This window comes from Guptibacillus hwajinpoensis (genome assembly GCF_005144865.1).
Taxonomy (GTDB): Bacteria; Bacillota; Bacilli; order Bacillales; family Guptibacillaceae; genus Guptibacillus; species Guptibacillus hwajinpoensis_A.
Genome location: NZ_SWFM01000001.1, coordinates 165,328 through 182,768, shown reverse-complemented (window position 1 = coordinate 182,768; position 17,441 = coordinate 165,328). Strand labels below are relative to the sequence as shown.

The following is a 17,441-nucleotide window of genomic DNA, read 5'->3' as shown; positions in this document are numbered from 1 at the left end:
GAATTAGAAATACAATAGTGTACGATTAATAGTAGATCATGTTCGGAAAGGCTGTGAGTAAGAGATGAATCACTTGTATGAGCCATTTATTAAATCTGAAAGACAACAACAATTGTTTAATCTGGGCAGTAAGCTTTCAGAATCATTTGCATTGAAAGCAGATGAAGTTGACCGTGAAGGGCGTTTTCCTTCCGAGAATTTCGAACAGTTAAAAGAGTCGGGCTACATTGCATTAACGGTACCCGAGAAATTCGGTGGAACAGAAATTAATTTGTATGAATTCGTTATGCTACAGGAACAGATTGCTACAGGTGATGCCGCTACTGCACTTTCAATTGGATGGCATCTCGGTATTATGCTTGAAATGAGAGAGGAACAAACTTGGTCAGAGGATGTTTATGAACGTTTATCCCAATTAATTGTTAATGAACATGCACTCTTAAATCGTGCAGCTTCCGAACCTGCAACTGGAAGTCCGACACGCGGAGGGATGCCTCAAACGAAAGCGAGTAAGAAGGATGGACACTGGGTTATAAACGGACGGAAATCATTTACTTCTATGGCACCTGGGCTTCATTATGCTCTTGTATCAGCACAAATTGACAATACAGGGGAGAAAGGCTTTTTCCTTGTCGATATGAGTCTACCAGGAGTTACGATTGAAGAAAAATGGGATACGATTTCTATGAGAGGTACGAGAAGTGATGATCTCGTTCTAAACGATGTTATTCTCCCTCACGATGCTCTTATTGAAGGTTCAAACAGCAGTAAGAGCGAACTACCTAAGGCATGGCTTCTTCACATCCCTGCTTGTTATCTTGGTGTCGCGATTGCAGCGAGAAACGAAGCGATTGCATTTGCATCTGAGTATTCTCCTAATAGTCTACCAGGACCTATTAAAGATGTGCCAGAAGTACAAAGGAAAATAGGGGAAATGGAATTAGAGTTAATGAGAGCAAGAGAAATGATGTATTCTATTGCATTGAGGTGGGTGAATGAACCTCATCTAAGGAGCAACATGGGAGCAGAACTTGCAGCCGTAAAACATGTGGCTACAAACAGTGCGGCTAACGTTGTTGATATTGCGATGAGGATTGTTGGTGCAAGAGCCTTGTTTAAAGATAATCCGATGCAGCGTTATTACAGAGATGTGAGGGCTGGACTTCATAATCCTCCAATGGATGATGCAGTAATATCTATGCTTGCAAGCAGAGCGCTTAACTCAGAGAAGCCTTCCTGATGGGAGGCTTTTATTTTGCGAAGTGCTAAAGTCATACTGTTTTACTATAAATCAACATGTTTTTCCTTATCATAACAGCATTCTGGGTAAATAGTTTCAAATTCGCCAGCAAAGAAGGAAAAGTTTATTCGAGTGGCGAAATGAATCACTAATAAACGAAAAGGAGGGGAGTATGTTGAGAGAACGAAGGACCGTTTCGTTGAGTGGAAGTTTGTTGCTGACGAATGTCTGGGGATTTGAGCGAAATGAAGAAGATCATACAAAAGAAGAAGGCGATTATGTAAGAAAGAACACCAAAGAACAGGGGATGAAGGAAACCAAATGATTCTTTTCCAATCTAAACTACGACAGGAAACTTCATAGAAGGAGCCGTGCGACATATCAAATCGCAGCGGCTCCATTTTAATTTACATAGAATGAGCAGGATAAAGAATGCTAGTAAAAAAGGGGGTCATAGTCATATTGAATAGAAAAAGGTTGACTGGTGCTGCAATACTTACTACATGTTTGCTTCTTATTCCGATGACTTCTGTAAAACAATTTGGTAGGTCAGCAAGAGCAGAAAATCATCAGACTTTAACAGAGCAAATACATACGATTGTTAACGATAAGCGACTAAAAGGTGCAATTGCTGGGGTTAGTATTCGATCAGCTATAACGGGAGAAATTCTTTTCGATCATCATGGCGACACACGACTAACACCAGCCTCTAATATGAAGCTACTTACAGCAGCTGCGGCTCTTCAAACACTCGGTTCAGATTATAAGTTCCAAACTGAGGTCCTTGCAGATCATCGCCATGGAGAAATCATTAAAGGGAATCTTTATTTAAAGGGTAAGGGTGATCCCACGTTACTTCCCGAAGACTTTGATTCGTTAGCAGAGCAGTTGAAACTTCAAGGAATTACCCAAGTAAATGGAGATTTGATTGGGGATGAGTCTTGGTATGATAGCGAATATTTGTCGGAGGATATGATTTGGAGTGATGAGGATGAATATTACGGTGCTCAAGTTTCTGCGCTTACAGCTTCTCCAAATCAAGACTATGATGCTGGAACCTTAATGATAAAGGTATCGCCTAACAGTGGCGAAGGATCGCTGAGCGGTGTTAAGGTCATACCTGAAACAGATACAATCTCAATTATCAACAATGCAAAGACTGTGAATGAAAATGAAGATGCTGAGATAAAGATAAACCGAAAGCATGGCACGAACACCATCGTTGTTAGTGGAACAATTTCTAAAAACTCTAACCCAGAAAAAGCGTGGGTAGCAGTGTGGAATCCAGCAAGCTATGCTTTAAATCTGTTTGGACAATCGTTAAAGAAGCACGGTATTGAACTAAAAGGAGAAGAAAAGCTAGGAAAAACCCCGGATCAAGCCATTCGCTTAGCTGAAAAGAAATCTATGCCACTTTCCGACTTACTCCTTCCGTTTATGAAACTTAGTAACAATGGACATGCAGAAGTTCTTGTAAAAGAAATGGGAAAAGTAATGAAGGAAGAAGGTAGTTTCCAGGCAGGTTTAGAAGTAATTCGATCAGTTTTACAGGAGGAAGGTCTTAATCCAGATGACATGTGCTTGCGAGATGGATCAGGGATTTCACAGATAAGTCTCATTCAGACTAATCAACTCTCTTTCCTTCTTTATAGAATTCAAGACAAGCCATGGTTTGATTTTTATTTGAATTCTCTTCCTATTGCGGGCATGCCTGAACGAATGGTTGGGGGAACGCTTCGGAATCGATTAAGTAACACTGATGCAGAGGGGGTCATTTACGCGAAAACAGGCTCATTGATTGGTGTAACTTCTTTGTCTGGTTATGTTCGATCAGAACATCCTCTTATATTTTCAATCATTCTCAATCAATTTATTGATGAAGATGAAATGGAGAAGATAGAAGATCAACTTGCGATTGTACTTGCTAATTATAATGGAGAGACAAACGCAAAGGCTGATTGACAGCCTTTGCGTTTGTTTACAACCTTCGAAAACGATAAACTTTAGTGTGATTACTTTGGTAAAAGGGGGGATAATCCGATGTGGAAGCTTATTTATCAATATTTTTTATTTGCATGCGTCATTTTGTCTGTTTCAACAATTTGGTATGAATCTCCTTTTCAAAAGGCGATCCTTATCGGGACATGGGTTGTCTTTTTTGCAGATTACATGGTATTTCTTTATCTGTCTAAGGACCGGTTTCAGTATATTAAAAAGCACCCTTTTGATCTAATAGCATTAATTCCACTTGATTCTATCTTTCAAAGTGCAAAGTTAATAAGACTTTATCGACTCTGGCGAATTAAGACAATTACGAAACGTTTCAGTAATCCAATCATCGGAAAAGCGATGGGGATGTCGCCTCAAACATGGTTCCTCACAAGCTTTGTTTTTGTGATTGTTTCAACATTTCCATTTTACTTCTACGAGCCTGTTGTGGATTCATTTCAAGATGCAGCGATTTGGTCGTTTGGCTCGCTCCTATTTGTAGGTCGTTTTTCAGTTGAGCCAACAGCTTTTGTAAGTAAAATCGTCATTGTGGTTCTGACGATTGTAGGAATTCTACTACATGCATTAATTGTACGAACTGTGTTTCATTATGTGGATCAATTACGAAGAAATTGGTCATCCAAGGATGACCAATCAAAAGAGGCCTAGTAGAACCATTTAACGATAAAGAAAGTTAGAATGGAAAGCGTTAATGATACGATTGTAATGATTGCCATAGGTTTCAATGCTTTGTTTTTCAAATCCTTTAAACTTACACTAAGTCCAAGTCCAACCATTGCTGCAGTTAAACACCACGTTGTTACTTCAGTAACGGCCGTCATAGCAGTTTCTGAAAATGGAATAACTGGGCCAAGAATATAAGTACCTGCAAGGCTCATTAAAATAAATCCTACTAGAAACCATGGGAATGGAACCTGCTGTTTGCTTCCTGTATTTTTCTTTTTTACAATGTACATAAATAGAAAACAAACAGGAACGAGTAAAAATACTCTTCCAAGCTTTGCAAGAAGCCCCATAGCTAGGGCGGTCTCTCCGCCTGGAGCTGCAGCAAGCGCGACGTGAGCTACTTCATGAAGTGAAATGCCAGACCATATGCCATATTCTGCAGATGTTAAGGGGAGAAATGGAAGAACAATCGTATAACCCACCGAAAAGATCGTTCCGAATAAAGCAATGATTCCAACACCAATCGCCGTATCTTCTTCCTTAGCTTCCACAATGGGTGCCACGGCAGCAATCGCAGCAGCACCGCATATTCCAGTTCCTGCACCTACTAACAAAGTAATCGAACGGTTTGCATTTATTGCTTTAGAAAGCCATACGGAAGATAGTAGGGCAAAAGCAATCACAGCAGCACCAAGAAGTAGAATAGGCAAGCCATCCTGTAAAATCAAGCTAACATTCAGCTTTATTCCATATAAGATAATAGCAAATCGAAGTAATTTCTTAGAAGAGAATGTAATCCCAGCCCTGAGCCACTCAGGATAACCCGCAATTTGTCTGTAAATGATTGAAATAAATATGGCAGAAGCAAGTTGTCCTGTTAATGCAAAACCAGGAACCATTGCTAGATAATAGCCCATTAATGCAATGAAAAATGTAAACGTGATTCCTAGAATAAATCGCACACTTGGCGTGAGTGTTTGTTGCTGTCTTATTATATTAATCATAATGTTTCCTCCGTTTCTCTTCTTATAGTTTACCTAGTGCATTGCTATAAGTGAAATAATTAAATATAATTCATACCATAAGTAATAACTTATAGTGAGGTGGTTTAAATGGATCAACCATTAACTGTTTTTGTTGCGGTTGTTGAGAAACGAAATTTTTCAAGAGCTGCTGAAGAGCTTCATATGACGCAACCTGCCGTAAGTCAATACATTAAAAACCTTGAAGAAACACTAGGAACAAAACTATTGGTACGAAGCAATCGTTCTGTAGAACTAAATAAAGCAGGTGAAATCGTCTACCACCATGCAAAAGAACTGTTAAATTTATACTCAAAAATGAACTATTTGCTTGATGATTTAAGTAATCGAGCAAGCGGAAAGATAACGATTGGTGCAAGTTATACTTACGGAGAATATGTATTACCACATGTTATTGCTAAAATACGAAAGAACTATCCTCTCATTACACCTTCCATTACAATAGGCAATTCTAGAGAAATAGGTGATTTAGTCTATTCACATCAATTAGACGTTGGAATTATTGAGGGAGACTATCCCGTGCGTGATATGAAAGTAGATGATTTCACAGAAGATGAAATGGTAATTGTAGCTTCACCCTCTCATGTACAGGTAGCAAATGGAACTATGCTTGAGAACGAAATGTGGATTGTAAGAGAAGCGGGATCAGGAACTAGAGAAGCTACAGAAAAAATGTGGCAACAACTAGAGATCACACCAAGTAATACAATGGCGTTCGGAAGTACTCAGCTTATTAAAGAGTCTGTTGAAGCTGGAATTGGTATTAGCTTTCTCTCCAAGTGGACGATTCGAAAGGAATTAGAGCTTGGAACTTTAGTAGTTCTTACCATTCCGAATTTCACATACAAACGAACGTTCTCGATTCTCATGCGTTCTCCTTTCCAAACAAAAGTACTTGAAGTGTTCTTAGAGCATTTGCATGAACATCTTGACTAAAAGTTCAGTAGAGAGTTCGAGTTATGCGTGATATAGTAGAGGAATTGAAAAAAAGAGAAGATAACTCTTTAACGAGCACTCCTAAGTAATAAAGGAAGCGATTAAATATGAAAGAACTAATACAAGAATGGCAAATGGCATTGCGTGCTGAGATTGCACATCTGAAGAAATATGGAAGTAGACCATACAGAATTGTAAACGGACGTATATTATCTTCTAAAGATGACTTCCGCTATTACTTTGATGCCCTTATGCCTATTCAGATACCAACCGGTTCAAAGGTGAGAATTGAGATGGGAGATGTAAAGCTAGAGGGGAGAATACTCTCTTCAGAAGGAAAGAACATCATCCTTTCACTTGAGAGTGGGTTTGGGGACCTAATAGGTGAAGCGGATCTTTATCACGACCCATGGGAGCTACTCGACGAACTTCATGAACGGCTAGAGGAAATTAAAAAAAGTAAACGCAGATTAGCAAGAGTAAAACATATAATGAATCCACCAGAAGTTACAAAGCACCCCGAAGGTAAAGCGAAAAGTAAACTACATGAGTTAATTCTCAGATCGAAATACAATCCTGTTACGTATGTCTGGGGTCCACCTGGAACAGGAAAAACTCATAATCTTGCAAGAGCGGCAGCTAATCATTTTTTTAGAGGTAATAATGTACTGATTTTGTCCCACAGCAATCAGGCTGTCGATGTTTTGATGCGTGAGACAGCCGCATTCATTGAAAAAAGAGAGAAGTTTGAAGAAGGCAAAATTATGAGGTATGGTCTACAGCGAGATGTGCCATCAGAATTACCACTTTATACAGATCAGCTTCTAAGGACAAAACACCCAGATCTAGCTGAAGAGAAAGAAAGCATCATGACAGAACGAAAGAAACTGAAAGAAGATCTAACGAAATCTTTTAGCAACAGGGATTCGGATCAACTACTTAAGCTTGAAGCGAAATTAGGTAATATTCTCGACCAGATTCGTCGAAAAGAGTCTCAGTTTGTTAAGGAAGCGTCCATTATTGGCACAACACTTACAAAGGCTGCAATTGATGAAACGATCTATCGAAAACGAGTCGATGTTGTGATTATTGATGAAGCGAGTATGGCCTATGTTCCCCAAGCCGCTTTTGCAGCATCGCTTGGGAAACGAGTCATTATTTGTGGTGATTTTAAACAGTTACCACCGATTGCTTCTGCTCGACACCCACTTGTATCAAAATGGCTAAGGGAAGATGTTTTTCATTCTAGTGGCATAGTTGATACTGTTCAAGAAGGAAAACTCCATCCACAACTTTTCTTACTTAATGAACAAAGAAGGATGCATCCAATTATCTCCTCTTTTACAAATGATAAAATCTATCATTCTCTTGTAAAAGACCATCCAAAAACAATTGAAATGAGGAGATCTATTGCAGAACGCTATCCTTTTCATGGACGTGCCTCGACTCTTATCGATACAAGTCATACAGGTCACTTTTGCATAACCGGACATTCATCCAAATCCCGGATGAACATGTGGCAGCTCTTTGTATCATTCCAAGCTATTTATGAATCATTACATGGGGGAATGACTTCTATCGGGTACGTCACCCCATACCGAGCTCAGGCTAAAATGATGAGTTTACTACTTGAAGACTTACTGCAGGACGAACGTCACCAAGCTGATATTCTGTCAGCAACAGTACACCGGTTTCAGGGAAGTGAACGAGATATGATGGTGTTTGATACAGTAGATGGCGACCCAGAATATCGCCCAGGTATGCTCTTAATTGGACAGAATAGCGAACGTCTTATTAATGTAGCTATGACGAGAACAAAGGGTAAATTTATTCAAGTAAGTAACGTGGACTACATTAAGAAAAAAGTATCTCGTTCTAAAACGTTACATCAATTAGTCGATCATCAATTAGAACAAGGTGAACGGATTACACCGTCTCAAATTGGGAAGTGGATCAAAAACCAGCATCCAAGTTTGCGATGGAGTCATGCGATGAAGACAGATTCCGTTTTTGATGATATTGAGAAGGCAAGCGAAATAATAATCGCTCTCCCAGGCGATTCTTCTTTAACAGAGGAATGGGAAGGTCAAATCAAAGCAGCGAAAGGGAAGCTGACTGTTATCTCACCAACTCCTATCCGTTCATTTCCATTAGCAAAACAAATTGAAGAGACGATTCCATTTCCATTCATAGCGATTGATCAGAAAATTCTCTGGCTAGGTGTTCCGTTTGAGGCTATGAAAGGAACACTACCACCAGCCGTTTCGATAAGACTTCAATCTTCTCTCGTAACAGGTGAGTTTGTAAATCAAGTGGTTCCCCATCAATAAGTGTGTGACCTCTTCCTTGCTTTGAAAATAAACGATTAGTATGATAAATAAGAGCGTTGAATGTGAGATTCATATTTCATATTATGTAATGGAAAGCAGGTGTTTTATGAGTATACAGAAACTTGAGCATGTTGGAGTACAGGTTAGAAATATCGAGGCTTCGAAAGGATTTTATCAAGGCATTCTCGGTCTCGAATTGTTGGATGAATTTGATCATCCTGATGGGGATAAGCAGCTCGCATTTCTCGGATTAAATGGGCAAATTATTGTAGAATTGATAGAAGGTTATAACGCCGATTTACCTGTAGAAGGAAAAGTTCACCATATTGCTTTCACTGTATCAAATATTGAAGAAGAGCGAACTAGAATTCGAAATCTTGGCGTGACATTTATCGATGAAGGAATTAATGAATTGCCTAATGGCGGCAAATATTTATTTTTTGCTGGCCCAGACGGAGAGTGGATTGAATTCTTTCAAGCTCCTAAATCGCAATAAAAGTAGTCATATATTGAAACGACCTTCACTATTGGAAGGTCGTTTCTTACGTTTCATGAGCAGGAAATCCCATAAAATTTTGATAGTAGTGTAAGATTGAATTGGATAAACGTTAGGGAAAGAAGGAATTAGTATGCAAGGTAATCAGAACTTGTCGAAGGAGAAAATATGGACACGTGATTTTATTTTCATTTGTATCTCCAACTTTTTTATTTTTGCTGGATTCCAAATGACGCTACCTACATTGCCATTGTTTGTTAATGAACTTGGAGGAAGCGATCAGCTTATTGGATTCGTCGTGGGTATATTTACTCTTTCGGCCCTGTTAATTCGTCCATGGAGCGGACATGTTCTTGAATCACTAGGAAGAAGGATTGTATTCTTAATCGGTCTTTTGGTTTTCGTTATCTCTGTTGGTTCATATGCGTTTACTGGAAGCTTGATCTTATTATTTCTCATGCGAATCGTACAGGGACTTGGTTGGGGAATGTCTACCACAGCAGTTGGTACGATTGCTACAGACCTGATCCCTCAAAAGCGCAGGGGAGAAGGAATGGGTTACTTCGGGTTAGCAGGGAATTTAGCAATGGCATTTGGACCTGCACTAGGACTATTAATCATTGCTGTTTTTGACTTCACATCTATGTTTTTAATTGCGGCAGCTGCCGGTTTCATTTCATTTGTTATAGCAGCATTTATACGATATAAACCTGCGAATAAGACACCCGTTCAGAAAAAGAAATGGGATGTATTTGAAAGATCTGCATTAATGCCGTCGCTACTGCTCTTTTTTATTACAATGGTGTTTGGTGGAATTGCCACCTTCCTACCACTTTATGCGGAGCAGCTCGGTATAGATGGGATTGAATGGTACTTTGTTGTCTTTGCATTTTCATTAATGGCTGTACGAGCTTTCGCAGGAAGAATTTATGACCGAAAAGGCCATAAAGCCATTTTTCTACCAGGTGCTTTACTAATTCTAGCAGCCATGATTGATCTAACTTTGCTGTCAAATCAGTTTATGCTGTTACTTGCAGCATTTCTGTTTGGAGTTGGTTTCGGCTCAGTACAACCTGCACTTCAAGCATGGGCAGTTAACGAAGCTCCGATGAATCGAAAAGGGATGGCTAACGCAACATTTTTCTCAGCGTTTGATTTAGGAGTTGGTCTAGGGGCGATGTTTTTTGGATTGATAGCTTCAAAGTTTGGTTATGCGGATATTTATTTAACTGCAGGAATATCGGTCATAATCTCAATGATTATTTATGTGATCTATTTAAAACGAAGCTCAACAGTGCAGAAACATAGTGAAGCAGTACAATGGAAATAGATTGATTAACTGTGTATTTGTTTAGTAGTTTGGTTATAGGTGCACAACTATAACTGAACTGCTTTTTTTCATCATTCTCGCTTGCATCCATTACGAAATAGTATAATAATAGCAAGCAATATCGTGCAGAGAAGTGGTGTATATATGGTATTTCTAGAAATAGTGATGTTCTGTTAAATGGCAGTTGATAGTGGAATAAATGACTTAATACATAAGAGGTGTTCTAAATGGGGAAGTTATTTTTTTACAGCGACCAAGTAGTTGAATCTCCTGGTAATCGACGGTTGGACAATATACTATTAACTGGCATGGAACCAAAAGATATTAAGATAGGTTACATCCCATCTACTGAAGACAAAGAGAAAACCTATTTCAATACAAAAGCACAATATTATCGTGATTACGGAATCCAAAAAAGTATGTTTTTTGATCTTTATAGTAAATTTAATCCATCAAAGATAGAGGAACTGCTTAAATGTGACATTATTCATCTTTCAGCTGGAAACCCAATTGAATTTAGAAATGCAATCAGAAATCGTAATATGGAAAAGGTACTACGTGATTTTTTCCACCAGGGTGGAAGCATCGTAGGTGTGAGTGGCGGAGCGGTTCAACTTGGAAAAACCACAAAATTATTCCAGATGTTTATAGAGGATTCTGATGAAGAGTTAGAAGCACTACAGCTTGTGGATTTTGAATTTCTACCTCACTACAATCGGTGGAATGACGAATATAAAAAAGATGTTAGGGATTACGCAAAAACAACTGGAAAAACTGTTTATGCAGCAAATGATGGGGATGGCATTGTCTTTGAAGATAATCATTTCGAGATGATAGGTGACATTGTAGTAATAAACAGCCAGAGATAGGTCGTCCACAAAAGAGCCATTATAAAGTTATTAGTTTCTTTCATCTCTTAACTTTTGTTCATGTTCTTTCAATTCTTCTATAAATACATCTACACTATTAATAAATAAATTCACCATTTCTCCTCTTTCTTCACTATTCATATGATCCAACTCAACACAACTTACTAATGCCTTTTCTAGTTCTTTCTCATTCCTAATATTCTTCCTCTTCGTACCAGAATTTAATTGATTTAGCTCTAGATGCATTTTGTTTATATAAAAAGAGTGAGAATTGCTCCCAACAACCGTATTAAACGAAAAGCTGCTAATAATATCCCTTTGTTCACAAGTTAGTTCGCCGTCTACCGCAAAATCAATGAATAAGAATTCCGTTTCAACATTGATCTCATTGAACATTCCTGACTTGTCAAAGCTAAGTTCATGTAACTCCCATTCCTTTATTGGTAACACATGCATTCCCTCCAATTAGTAAATGTAATTAAATCCATTTACTATCCTATTTGAAATCATAACCGCAAAACATTAATTTACAACTCTTTTGAAGTTATGGTAATTTAATAAGGTTTTTCTAGAAGATTGTTGCTTTTTTCGTTGTTATAAAAGTATTGGTTGACTTCCGCTCCATTCAGCTAAGTGTTGATTAATGAAATAAAAAGTAAGAAGCGCAATTCTATTGAAGTATTGCGCTTCTTTTGCTTCTTACTCTTTGAATTTATCGCGCTTTTGGTGAAGGTTAGGTATCTCTTTTATTGCGGGTTTTACCCATAATAAAGCTCACAATTAACACTAAGATAATTGCGCCTATAATAGCTGGGATAACGCTAAATCCACCAATATCTGGTCCCCAGCTACCTAATATCAGGGTACCTAACCAAGCCCCAACAAATCCAGCAATAATATTTCCAATAATTCCACCAGGAACATCTCGACCCGTGATTACGCCAGCAAGCCAACCAATAATACCACCAATGATTAAACTCCAGATAAAACCTATTGAAAACACCTCCACTAATCTTGTATTACCTTACTGTATTGTTTTATCCTAAGAGGAGAAATAATATTCAGCCATTCACCTCATTTTATTTAAAGGACTTGGCTAGCAAAGTTCTTTAAAGCCCATATGAGATCTTAGATTTAGATAAGTCCCAAGCTTTTGGAATAATCATATCTTTGTTCACTTCATTTAAGTCGCGACAACCAGATAGCGCCATCGTTAAATCAAAATCTGCAAGAAGATTGGTCAATACTTGTCTTACTCCTGTTTCACCAGCTACAGCTAGACCATACATGCATGGTCTTCCAACGAGAACCGCTTTTGCTCCGAGAGCTAGAGCTTTAAAAATATCAGCACCACGGCGAATTCCGCTATCCATTAAAACAGGAATTTGATTCTCAGTCGCTTCAACTACTGCTGGTAGAGCATCAAGTGCAGCGATAGCACCATCTACTTGACGTCCGCCATGATTTGATACGATAATTCCATCAGCACCATATTTTATAGCAAGCTTAGCGTCTTCAGGATGAAGAATTCCTTTTAAAATAATGGGTAGCGACGTATATTTCTTGAGATCCGCAAGGTCTTCCCATGTTAATCCAGCATGACCAAATACTCGTGACCAGTGCATGATCGCCCCCATTGAATCTTTTTCAGGAGGAACGTGGAGCCCTGCTTGAAAGGCGGGATCAGTAAGGTAATTTCCAATTCCTTCACCAATTAGAAATGGTAAATAGACATTCTTAAGATCCAATTCTCTCCATGCCATCATTGGGGTGTCGAGTGTAACAACTATAGCGGTGTACCCAGCATGTTCAGCACGCTCTACAAAGCTTTTTGCTATAGAAGGGTCACTGCTCCAATATAGTTGAAACCACTTAGGTGCATCTCCCATTACTTGTGCAATTTCTTCCATGGAATGAGTAGAAGCAGAGCTTGCAATGTAGGGTACTCCAATCGAGGCAGCAGCTTTTGCTGTAGCCAGTTCTCCATCTTTATGAATAATGGATTGTACCCCTATTGGTGCAACCATAATAGGGGAAGGAAGCATATCACCATATAACCCTAGTTTTAAATTTCGATCTTCCACATTTCTAAAGACACGAGGTACGATATGCCAGCGCTTAAATGCTTCTCTATTCGTTACAACCGTATCTTCACCACCAGACCCACCTGCAACATAATCGTACGGACCATCATCCAAAACTTCTCGAGCTCGCTCTTCCCATTCTTCAAATCGCGTAGGAAGGCGATTTGGGTCTGGTGAGTGCATCTGTTTATAAATATTGAATTGGACTTCATTTCCGATATTAGCCATAGATCATACTCCTTTGTTTGTTGATTATAGAAATCTTCTTGATTTTACTACCATATCCTTTAATCGAGCTTCATCTAATTAAAAGCGAGAATAAAGAACCAAGTAAAATCAAGGATTAAGCAGGACTTTCTCATCATCTTTCGAAATAAGTAGAGTAGACGAAAAGACCACAATGGGGGACAATCATGAAGCTTAACATCATACATACTAACGATATTCATAGTCATTTTGAGAACTTTTCAAGAGCAACATCTTTAATAAGGCACTACTCAGATGAGCACACTTTACTTTTAGATGGAGGTGACTTTGCTGATTTTAAAAGTATAGAACTTCAGGGGACGAGAGGATTAGCAGCGGTCAAAATGCTCGAATCCGCAGGATATAAAGCTCTAACAATTGGAAACAACGAATTGTTTAATGGAAATGATACATTAGAGCATATGGCAGTGAATTCTGCTGTACCTTTCATTAGTTGTAACCTGCTTAAAGCAAATGGAGATTCATTCGAAGGTGTTAGGAGCAGTATCATACTACATAAAAATGGTTTACGTATATTGCTTACAGGAGCATCTCCAGATTTACAAGAATTCAATGATTTAATGGGATTTCAAATCAATGATTACAAAGAGTCAATACGAAAAGAAATTACGAAATACCAAAATGAATATGACATATGCATTGTATTGAATCATATTGGAACAGAAGCAGATATTGAATTAGCAGAAGCAATTGATGAAATTGACTTAATTCTTTCAGCTCACGACCATGTCCTTTATGAAGAAGCAAAAGTAGTAAACGGCACGATCTTAAATTCAGCTGGGATGTACGGTGAACATGTTGGCATTGTTGAAATGGAATACAGAAATGGATCATTAGAGCTACTAGCCTCATCCACGATTTCAACGTCGAAAGCTGCAGAGGACGAGGATATTAAGTGTATTTTGGTTTCTAGTAAAGAAGAAGCCATTGCTAATTTAAGTGAGCCGCTTTACCCTGTCGCTTCCACGCTGTGGCATGACGTTATAGAAGAGAATCCACTAACAAATTTAATTGCAGATGGGTTAAAAGATCGATTTCAGTGTGAGATAGCTATCATTAATAGTGGTATTGCAAATGGTGGCATTGTCGATTTTGTATCCAATAAGAAATTGTTTGAAATATGCCCATCACCATTAAATCCAACTTATTTTGAAATTCAGGGTAAACATCTTAAGAGTGCTCTAGAAAGTTCCCTTGATAGTTCAGTATGTATGGCGGATGGAAGGGGGCCTGGTTTTAGAGGTAAATACGCAGGAAGACTTCATGTTTCAGGGATTGAAATTAACCACAATGGGACTAAAATTATCTCTCTTACAGTAAACGGACAGCTGCTTGAGGAAGAAAAGTGGTACGGAGTAGCTTCATCTGATTATTTATTAAGAGGATCTGGCTATCCTGACCTCGCAAACAATCGAAACTTTTCATATCAACCTGATGAAATAAAAGATGTGATAAGAGAGTATGCAAAAAAAGATAGCTTTGTAACAAATGCCTTTAAAAACCGTTGGTTCCTAAAGAAGTCAGTCGTGTCCATTAATCGTCCATAAATCATAGTAACATTAATATCCCAGACAGAGGTCATTTCTGTCTGGGATATTTAGTTTACATAATAATAATATGATCATTTACATCATTTTAACGAAAACAAGAGGTGATCTATTGATACATCACATTGAGTTGTATGTTTCAGATCTTGAAAAGAGTAGTGTTTTTGGGGTTGGTTATTAGAAGAGCTTGAATACAGACCGTTTCAAATATGGGATGAAGGAATGAGTTGGAAGTGGATAGAAAGTTACATCGTACTTGTGCAAGTAGAAGAGTCTTTTGTAGATCATAGTTATCATCGTAAAAGAATAGGCCTAAACCATAACGCTTTTCATGCAAAGTCTAGGGATCATGTTAATTATCTGAATGATCAGTTGGAGAGTATGGGTATCGAAATTCTTTATAAAGATAAATATCCTTTTGGAGGAGGGAAAAGGCATTATGCTCTTTATGTTGAAGATCCGAATCCTATTAAGGTAGAAGTCGTTGCACCTACACATCTAAAAATTTCAATTACCGTACTAAACTAATCAAATTTAAAGTCGTATTTAACAACTAACAATAAAAAACCTAGAAGTCCATAACTAAAGTAGGCAACTAGCCTGCTTTTTTTCATAAAATCATTCCAAGAAATTATCATACCTAACTATGTAAAGATTTGTATCTGTAAGAGGAACAGAATATAAAAAGCTCTTCAGAAAACAATATGAAAAATGAGGAGCTGCAGATGTCCTTTAAGTATTCAATTGGATTTATAATCGGTTCTTTAATCCAGGCAGGAATTGTTATGCTAGCAGAGTCAAGCGGATTTTCTAAACTCGGAGCAAACTTAACATTGATGCAATTTATTACTCATATTCTTGCGGGCCAAGTCGCAGGTTACATCTTACTATTTCTAACGAGGAAACTGAAAATACTCCAACAGCTGAATGTATTTCTGATCGGAGCAATTTGGGGAGCAATTATTTGGGCGATTGTCATTCCACTTAACGCTTCTCAAGGAAAGGTCATATTACCATGGCAAGCAGGAATTTCTACAGTCATCATTAGTCTCTTTGCATTTATCACCTTTGGAGTAATATCTTTCTTTACCATAAAACATTATGGATATGAAACTAAAACCAGCAAAGAGTAAATCTTTAGATAAATTGTTCGTACTTTTAAACAACCATCTGCTTTTTAAGCAGATGGTTCTTTGATTTTGATCATCCTTACATTAATGGAGATAATACCGATCACTTTAATCTAAATGCGACTATTTCTACACAATGACACAAAACATATATTGTGTATCATTATGAAAATGAATGAAAGCTTGGTTTTCGCGGTTTTTTTCTTTTCGTACGAAGTGAGGAAAGGTATAATGAAACTTATTGAAGCATTATTTATCGTTAATGATACATATTGGATATCGAAAGGAGGGTGTCTCCATGAACACGGTTCAGCCGATTCGAGACCCTCAGAAGATAAAATTGATTAAACAGAATCTAAGAAGGCGAAATTCCAGAGATTGGTTTTTGTTTCTAATGGGAATTAACACTGGACTTCGAATTAGTGATTTGCTTCCATTACGTGTAGGAGATGTTCGAAATCAAACACACATTGTCATCAAAGAGAAAAAGACTGGGAAAACGAAGCGATTTCCAATAAATTATTCGCTTAAAGAGCTAATTGAATCGTATACGTTTGATATGCAAGAACAAGATTTCTTATTTCCTTCTCACAAAACAGATTTACCAATCCAAAGAGGGCAGGCATACAAAATATTAAATCAGGCTGCAGCGGAAGCTGGACTTTCAGAAATAGGTACTCATACAATGAGGAAAACGTTTGGGTATTTTTATTACAAACAAACAAAAGACGTCGCGATGCTTCAGAAAATATTTGGCCATTCTGCACCATCTATTACACTGAGATACATCGGAATTGAGCAGGAGCAAATTGATGAATCTCTGTTCAACTTCAGTTTGTAATAAATTCAGTGTTTCAAGCATGTTATACTTTTGATGGGAAAGGAGGGGGAATGTGGGCTCCAGATTGATGCATTTACTCATTGCCGATCGTGTAACCGAACAAATCCCTATTGTTAATAGAAGTGCTTTCCTTGCGGGTAGTGTTGCCCCTGACGCTGTAACAGGTGATGAGAAAGACCGATCTCATTTCTATGAAGGAAATACCAATGATTTCTCTAAACGAGTGAATCTTCAAGCCTTCTTCACGAAGTACCGTGATGATCTACCAGATGACTATCTACTAGGATACTACGTTCACCTTATTGCAGATGAGCTGTAATTAAATGGTTTTTACTAAAGCTGGTTGCAAAACCGAATGGAGCATAAAGAAAACTTTTATTTTACCTATCAAGAGGACTTTAGACGTTTAAACAGTAAGTTAGCCAAAACATACGGAAAAAATCAATCAATGTTTCAATCACTTTTAAATCAGTCTATTGAAGATCTTGATGAGGTATCTGGTGATAAAGTGGTAAAGTTATTATTTGAAGTTATATCTGATTTCACCTTGCATGAAGTTAAACCATTAACCGTTTTTACGTTAGATCAAATGGTTGGCTATATTGAATCAGCTTCGAAAAAAGGAGCGATTGCGATAAGATCCTATTATTAA

Annotated in this window: 19 protein-coding genes; 15 read left to right on the top strand and 4 right to left on the bottom strand. The window is 37.9% G+C overall.

From position 1 onward, the window contains the following. Window positions 1-64: 64 nt before the first annotated feature. The 4 genes from FBF83_RS00875 (at window position 65) to FBF83_RS00865 (ending at window position 3,898) form a co-directional block, all read left to right on the top strand. Window positions 65-1,240 (top strand): acyl-CoA dehydrogenase family protein, encoded by a 1,176-nt coding sequence (locus FBF83_RS00875; RefSeq protein ID WP_136945272.1) that lies wholly within the window; start codon window positions 65-67, stop codon window positions 1,238-1,240. 175 nt (window positions 1,241-1,415) lie between these two features. Next, window positions 1,416-1,565: a hypothetical protein gene (locus FBF83_RS20625; RefSeq protein ID WP_169525124.1), complete on the top strand. Its 150-nt coding sequence runs from the start codon at window positions 1,416-1,418 to the stop codon at window positions 1,563-1,565. A 197-nt stretch (window positions 1,566-1,762) separates the two neighbouring features. Continuing rightward, window positions 1,763-3,202, top strand: coding sequence for a D-alanyl-D-alanine carboxypeptidase/D-alanyl-D-alanine endopeptidase (dacB, locus tag FBF83_RS00870; RefSeq protein WP_420875111.1), 1,440 nt, complete (start codon window positions 1,763-1,765; stop codon window positions 3,200-3,202). Between the two features lie 78 nt (window positions 3,203-3,280). Next, window positions 3,281-3,898 carry a hypothetical protein gene (locus FBF83_RS00865; RefSeq protein WP_136945270.1) on the top strand — a complete coding sequence of 206 codons (618 nt, stop codon included), beginning with the start codon at window positions 3,281-3,283 and terminating at the stop codon, window positions 3,896-3,898. Here the strand turns inward: FBF83_RS00865 and FBF83_RS00860 are convergent. Beyond that, the gene (locus FBF83_RS00860; protein ID WP_136945269.1) at window positions 3,895-4,920 is read right to left on the bottom strand and encodes a YeiH family protein; all 1,026 of its coding nucleotides are present in this window, start codon (window positions 4,918-4,920) and stop codon (window positions 3,895-3,897) included. The two genes, FBF83_RS00865 and FBF83_RS00860, sit on opposite strands and share 4 nt — an antisense overlap. Window positions 4,921-5,028: 108 nt before the next feature. Between FBF83_RS00860 and FBF83_RS00855 the strand changes: the two genes are divergently transcribed. From FBF83_RS00855 to FBF83_RS00835, 5 genes are all read left to right on the top strand, one after another. Then, on the top strand, window positions 5,029-5,895 hold the full coding sequence (locus FBF83_RS00855; protein ID WP_136945268.1) for a LysR family transcriptional regulator: 867 nt from the start codon (window positions 5,029-5,031) through the stop codon (window positions 5,893-5,895). A gap of 107 nt (window positions 5,896-6,002) precedes the next feature. After that, complete coding sequence (locus tag FBF83_RS00850; RefSeq protein ID WP_136945267.1) at window positions 6,003-8,225, top strand: DEAD/DEAH box helicase; 2,223 nt, start codon at window positions 6,003-6,005, stop codon at window positions 8,223-8,225. Between the two features lie 106 nt (window positions 8,226-8,331). Then, entirely contained in the window at window positions 8,332-8,721 is a 390-nt protein-coding gene (locus tag FBF83_RS00845; RefSeq protein WP_136945266.1) for a VOC family protein, read from the top strand. A 133-nt stretch (window positions 8,722-8,854) separates the two neighbouring features. Further along, window positions 8,855-10,051: an MFS transporter gene (locus FBF83_RS00840; protein WP_136945265.1), complete on the top strand. Its 1,197-nt coding sequence runs from the start codon at window positions 8,855-8,857 to the stop codon at window positions 10,049-10,051. A 227-nt stretch (window positions 10,052-10,278) separates the two neighbouring features. Next, window positions 10,279-10,920: a Type 1 glutamine amidotransferase-like domain-containing protein gene (locus FBF83_RS00835; protein WP_136945264.1), complete on the top strand. Its 642-nt coding sequence runs from the start codon at window positions 10,279-10,281 to the stop codon at window positions 10,918-10,920. 30 nt (window positions 10,921-10,950) lie between these two features. On the opposite strand, the gene FBF83_RS00830 is transcribed toward FBF83_RS00835, so the two are convergent. The 3 genes from FBF83_RS00830 to FBF83_RS00820 all read right to left on the bottom strand — a co-directional run bounded on the left by FBF83_RS00830 (window position 10,951) and on the right by FBF83_RS00820 (window position 13,232). Next, complete coding sequence (locus FBF83_RS00830; RefSeq protein WP_136945263.1) at window positions 10,951-11,370, bottom strand: hypothetical protein; 420 nt, start codon at window positions 11,368-11,370, stop codon at window positions 10,951-10,953. Between the two features lie 283 nt (window positions 11,371-11,653). Next, complete coding sequence (locus FBF83_RS00825; protein WP_136946442.1) at window positions 11,654-11,914, bottom strand: GlsB/YeaQ/YmgE family stress response membrane protein; 261 nt, start codon at window positions 11,912-11,914, stop codon at window positions 11,654-11,656. 115 nt (window positions 11,915-12,029) lie between these two features. Continuing rightward, on the bottom strand, window positions 12,030-13,232 hold the full coding sequence (locus FBF83_RS00820; protein WP_136945262.1) for a lactate 2-monooxygenase: 1,203 nt from the start codon (window positions 13,230-13,232) through the stop codon (window positions 12,030-12,032). Between the two features lie 185 nt (window positions 13,233-13,417). Here FBF83_RS00820 and FBF83_RS00815 point away from each other — a divergent pair, with 185 nt between their 5' ends. From FBF83_RS00815 to FBF83_RS00790, 6 genes are all read left to right on the top strand, one after another. Next, window positions 13,418-14,818: a bifunctional metallophosphatase/5'-nucleotidase gene (locus FBF83_RS00815; RefSeq protein WP_136945261.1), complete on the top strand. Its 1,401-nt coding sequence runs from the start codon at window positions 13,418-13,420 to the stop codon at window positions 14,816-14,818. Window positions 14,819-15,040: 222 nt separating this feature from the next. Further along, on the top strand, window positions 15,041-15,346 hold the full coding sequence (locus tag FBF83_RS00810; RefSeq protein WP_338109109.1) for a hypothetical protein: 306 nt from the start codon (window positions 15,041-15,043) through the stop codon (window positions 15,344-15,346). Window positions 15,347-15,543: 197 nt separating this feature from the next. After that, a complete protein-coding gene (locus tag FBF83_RS00805) occupies window positions 15,544-15,951 on the top strand; it encodes a hypothetical protein (RefSeq protein ID WP_136945260.1) in 408 nt (135 codons plus the stop codon). Between the two features lie 295 nt (window positions 15,952-16,246). Then, the gene (locus FBF83_RS00800; protein WP_136945259.1) at window positions 16,247-16,789 is read left to right on the top strand and encodes a site-specific integrase; all 543 of its coding nucleotides are present in this window, start codon (window positions 16,247-16,249) and stop codon (window positions 16,787-16,789) included. A gap of 52 nt (window positions 16,790-16,841) precedes the next feature. Next, window positions 16,842-17,108 (top strand): zinc dependent phospholipase C family protein, encoded by a 267-nt coding sequence (locus FBF83_RS00795; RefSeq protein WP_136945258.1) that lies wholly within the window; start codon window positions 16,842-16,844, stop codon window positions 17,106-17,108. Between the two features lie 24 nt (window positions 17,109-17,132). Then, the gene (locus FBF83_RS00790; RefSeq protein WP_169525123.1) at window positions 17,133-17,441 is read left to right on the top strand and encodes a hypothetical protein; all 309 of its coding nucleotides are present in this window, start codon (window positions 17,133-17,135) and stop codon (window positions 17,439-17,441) included.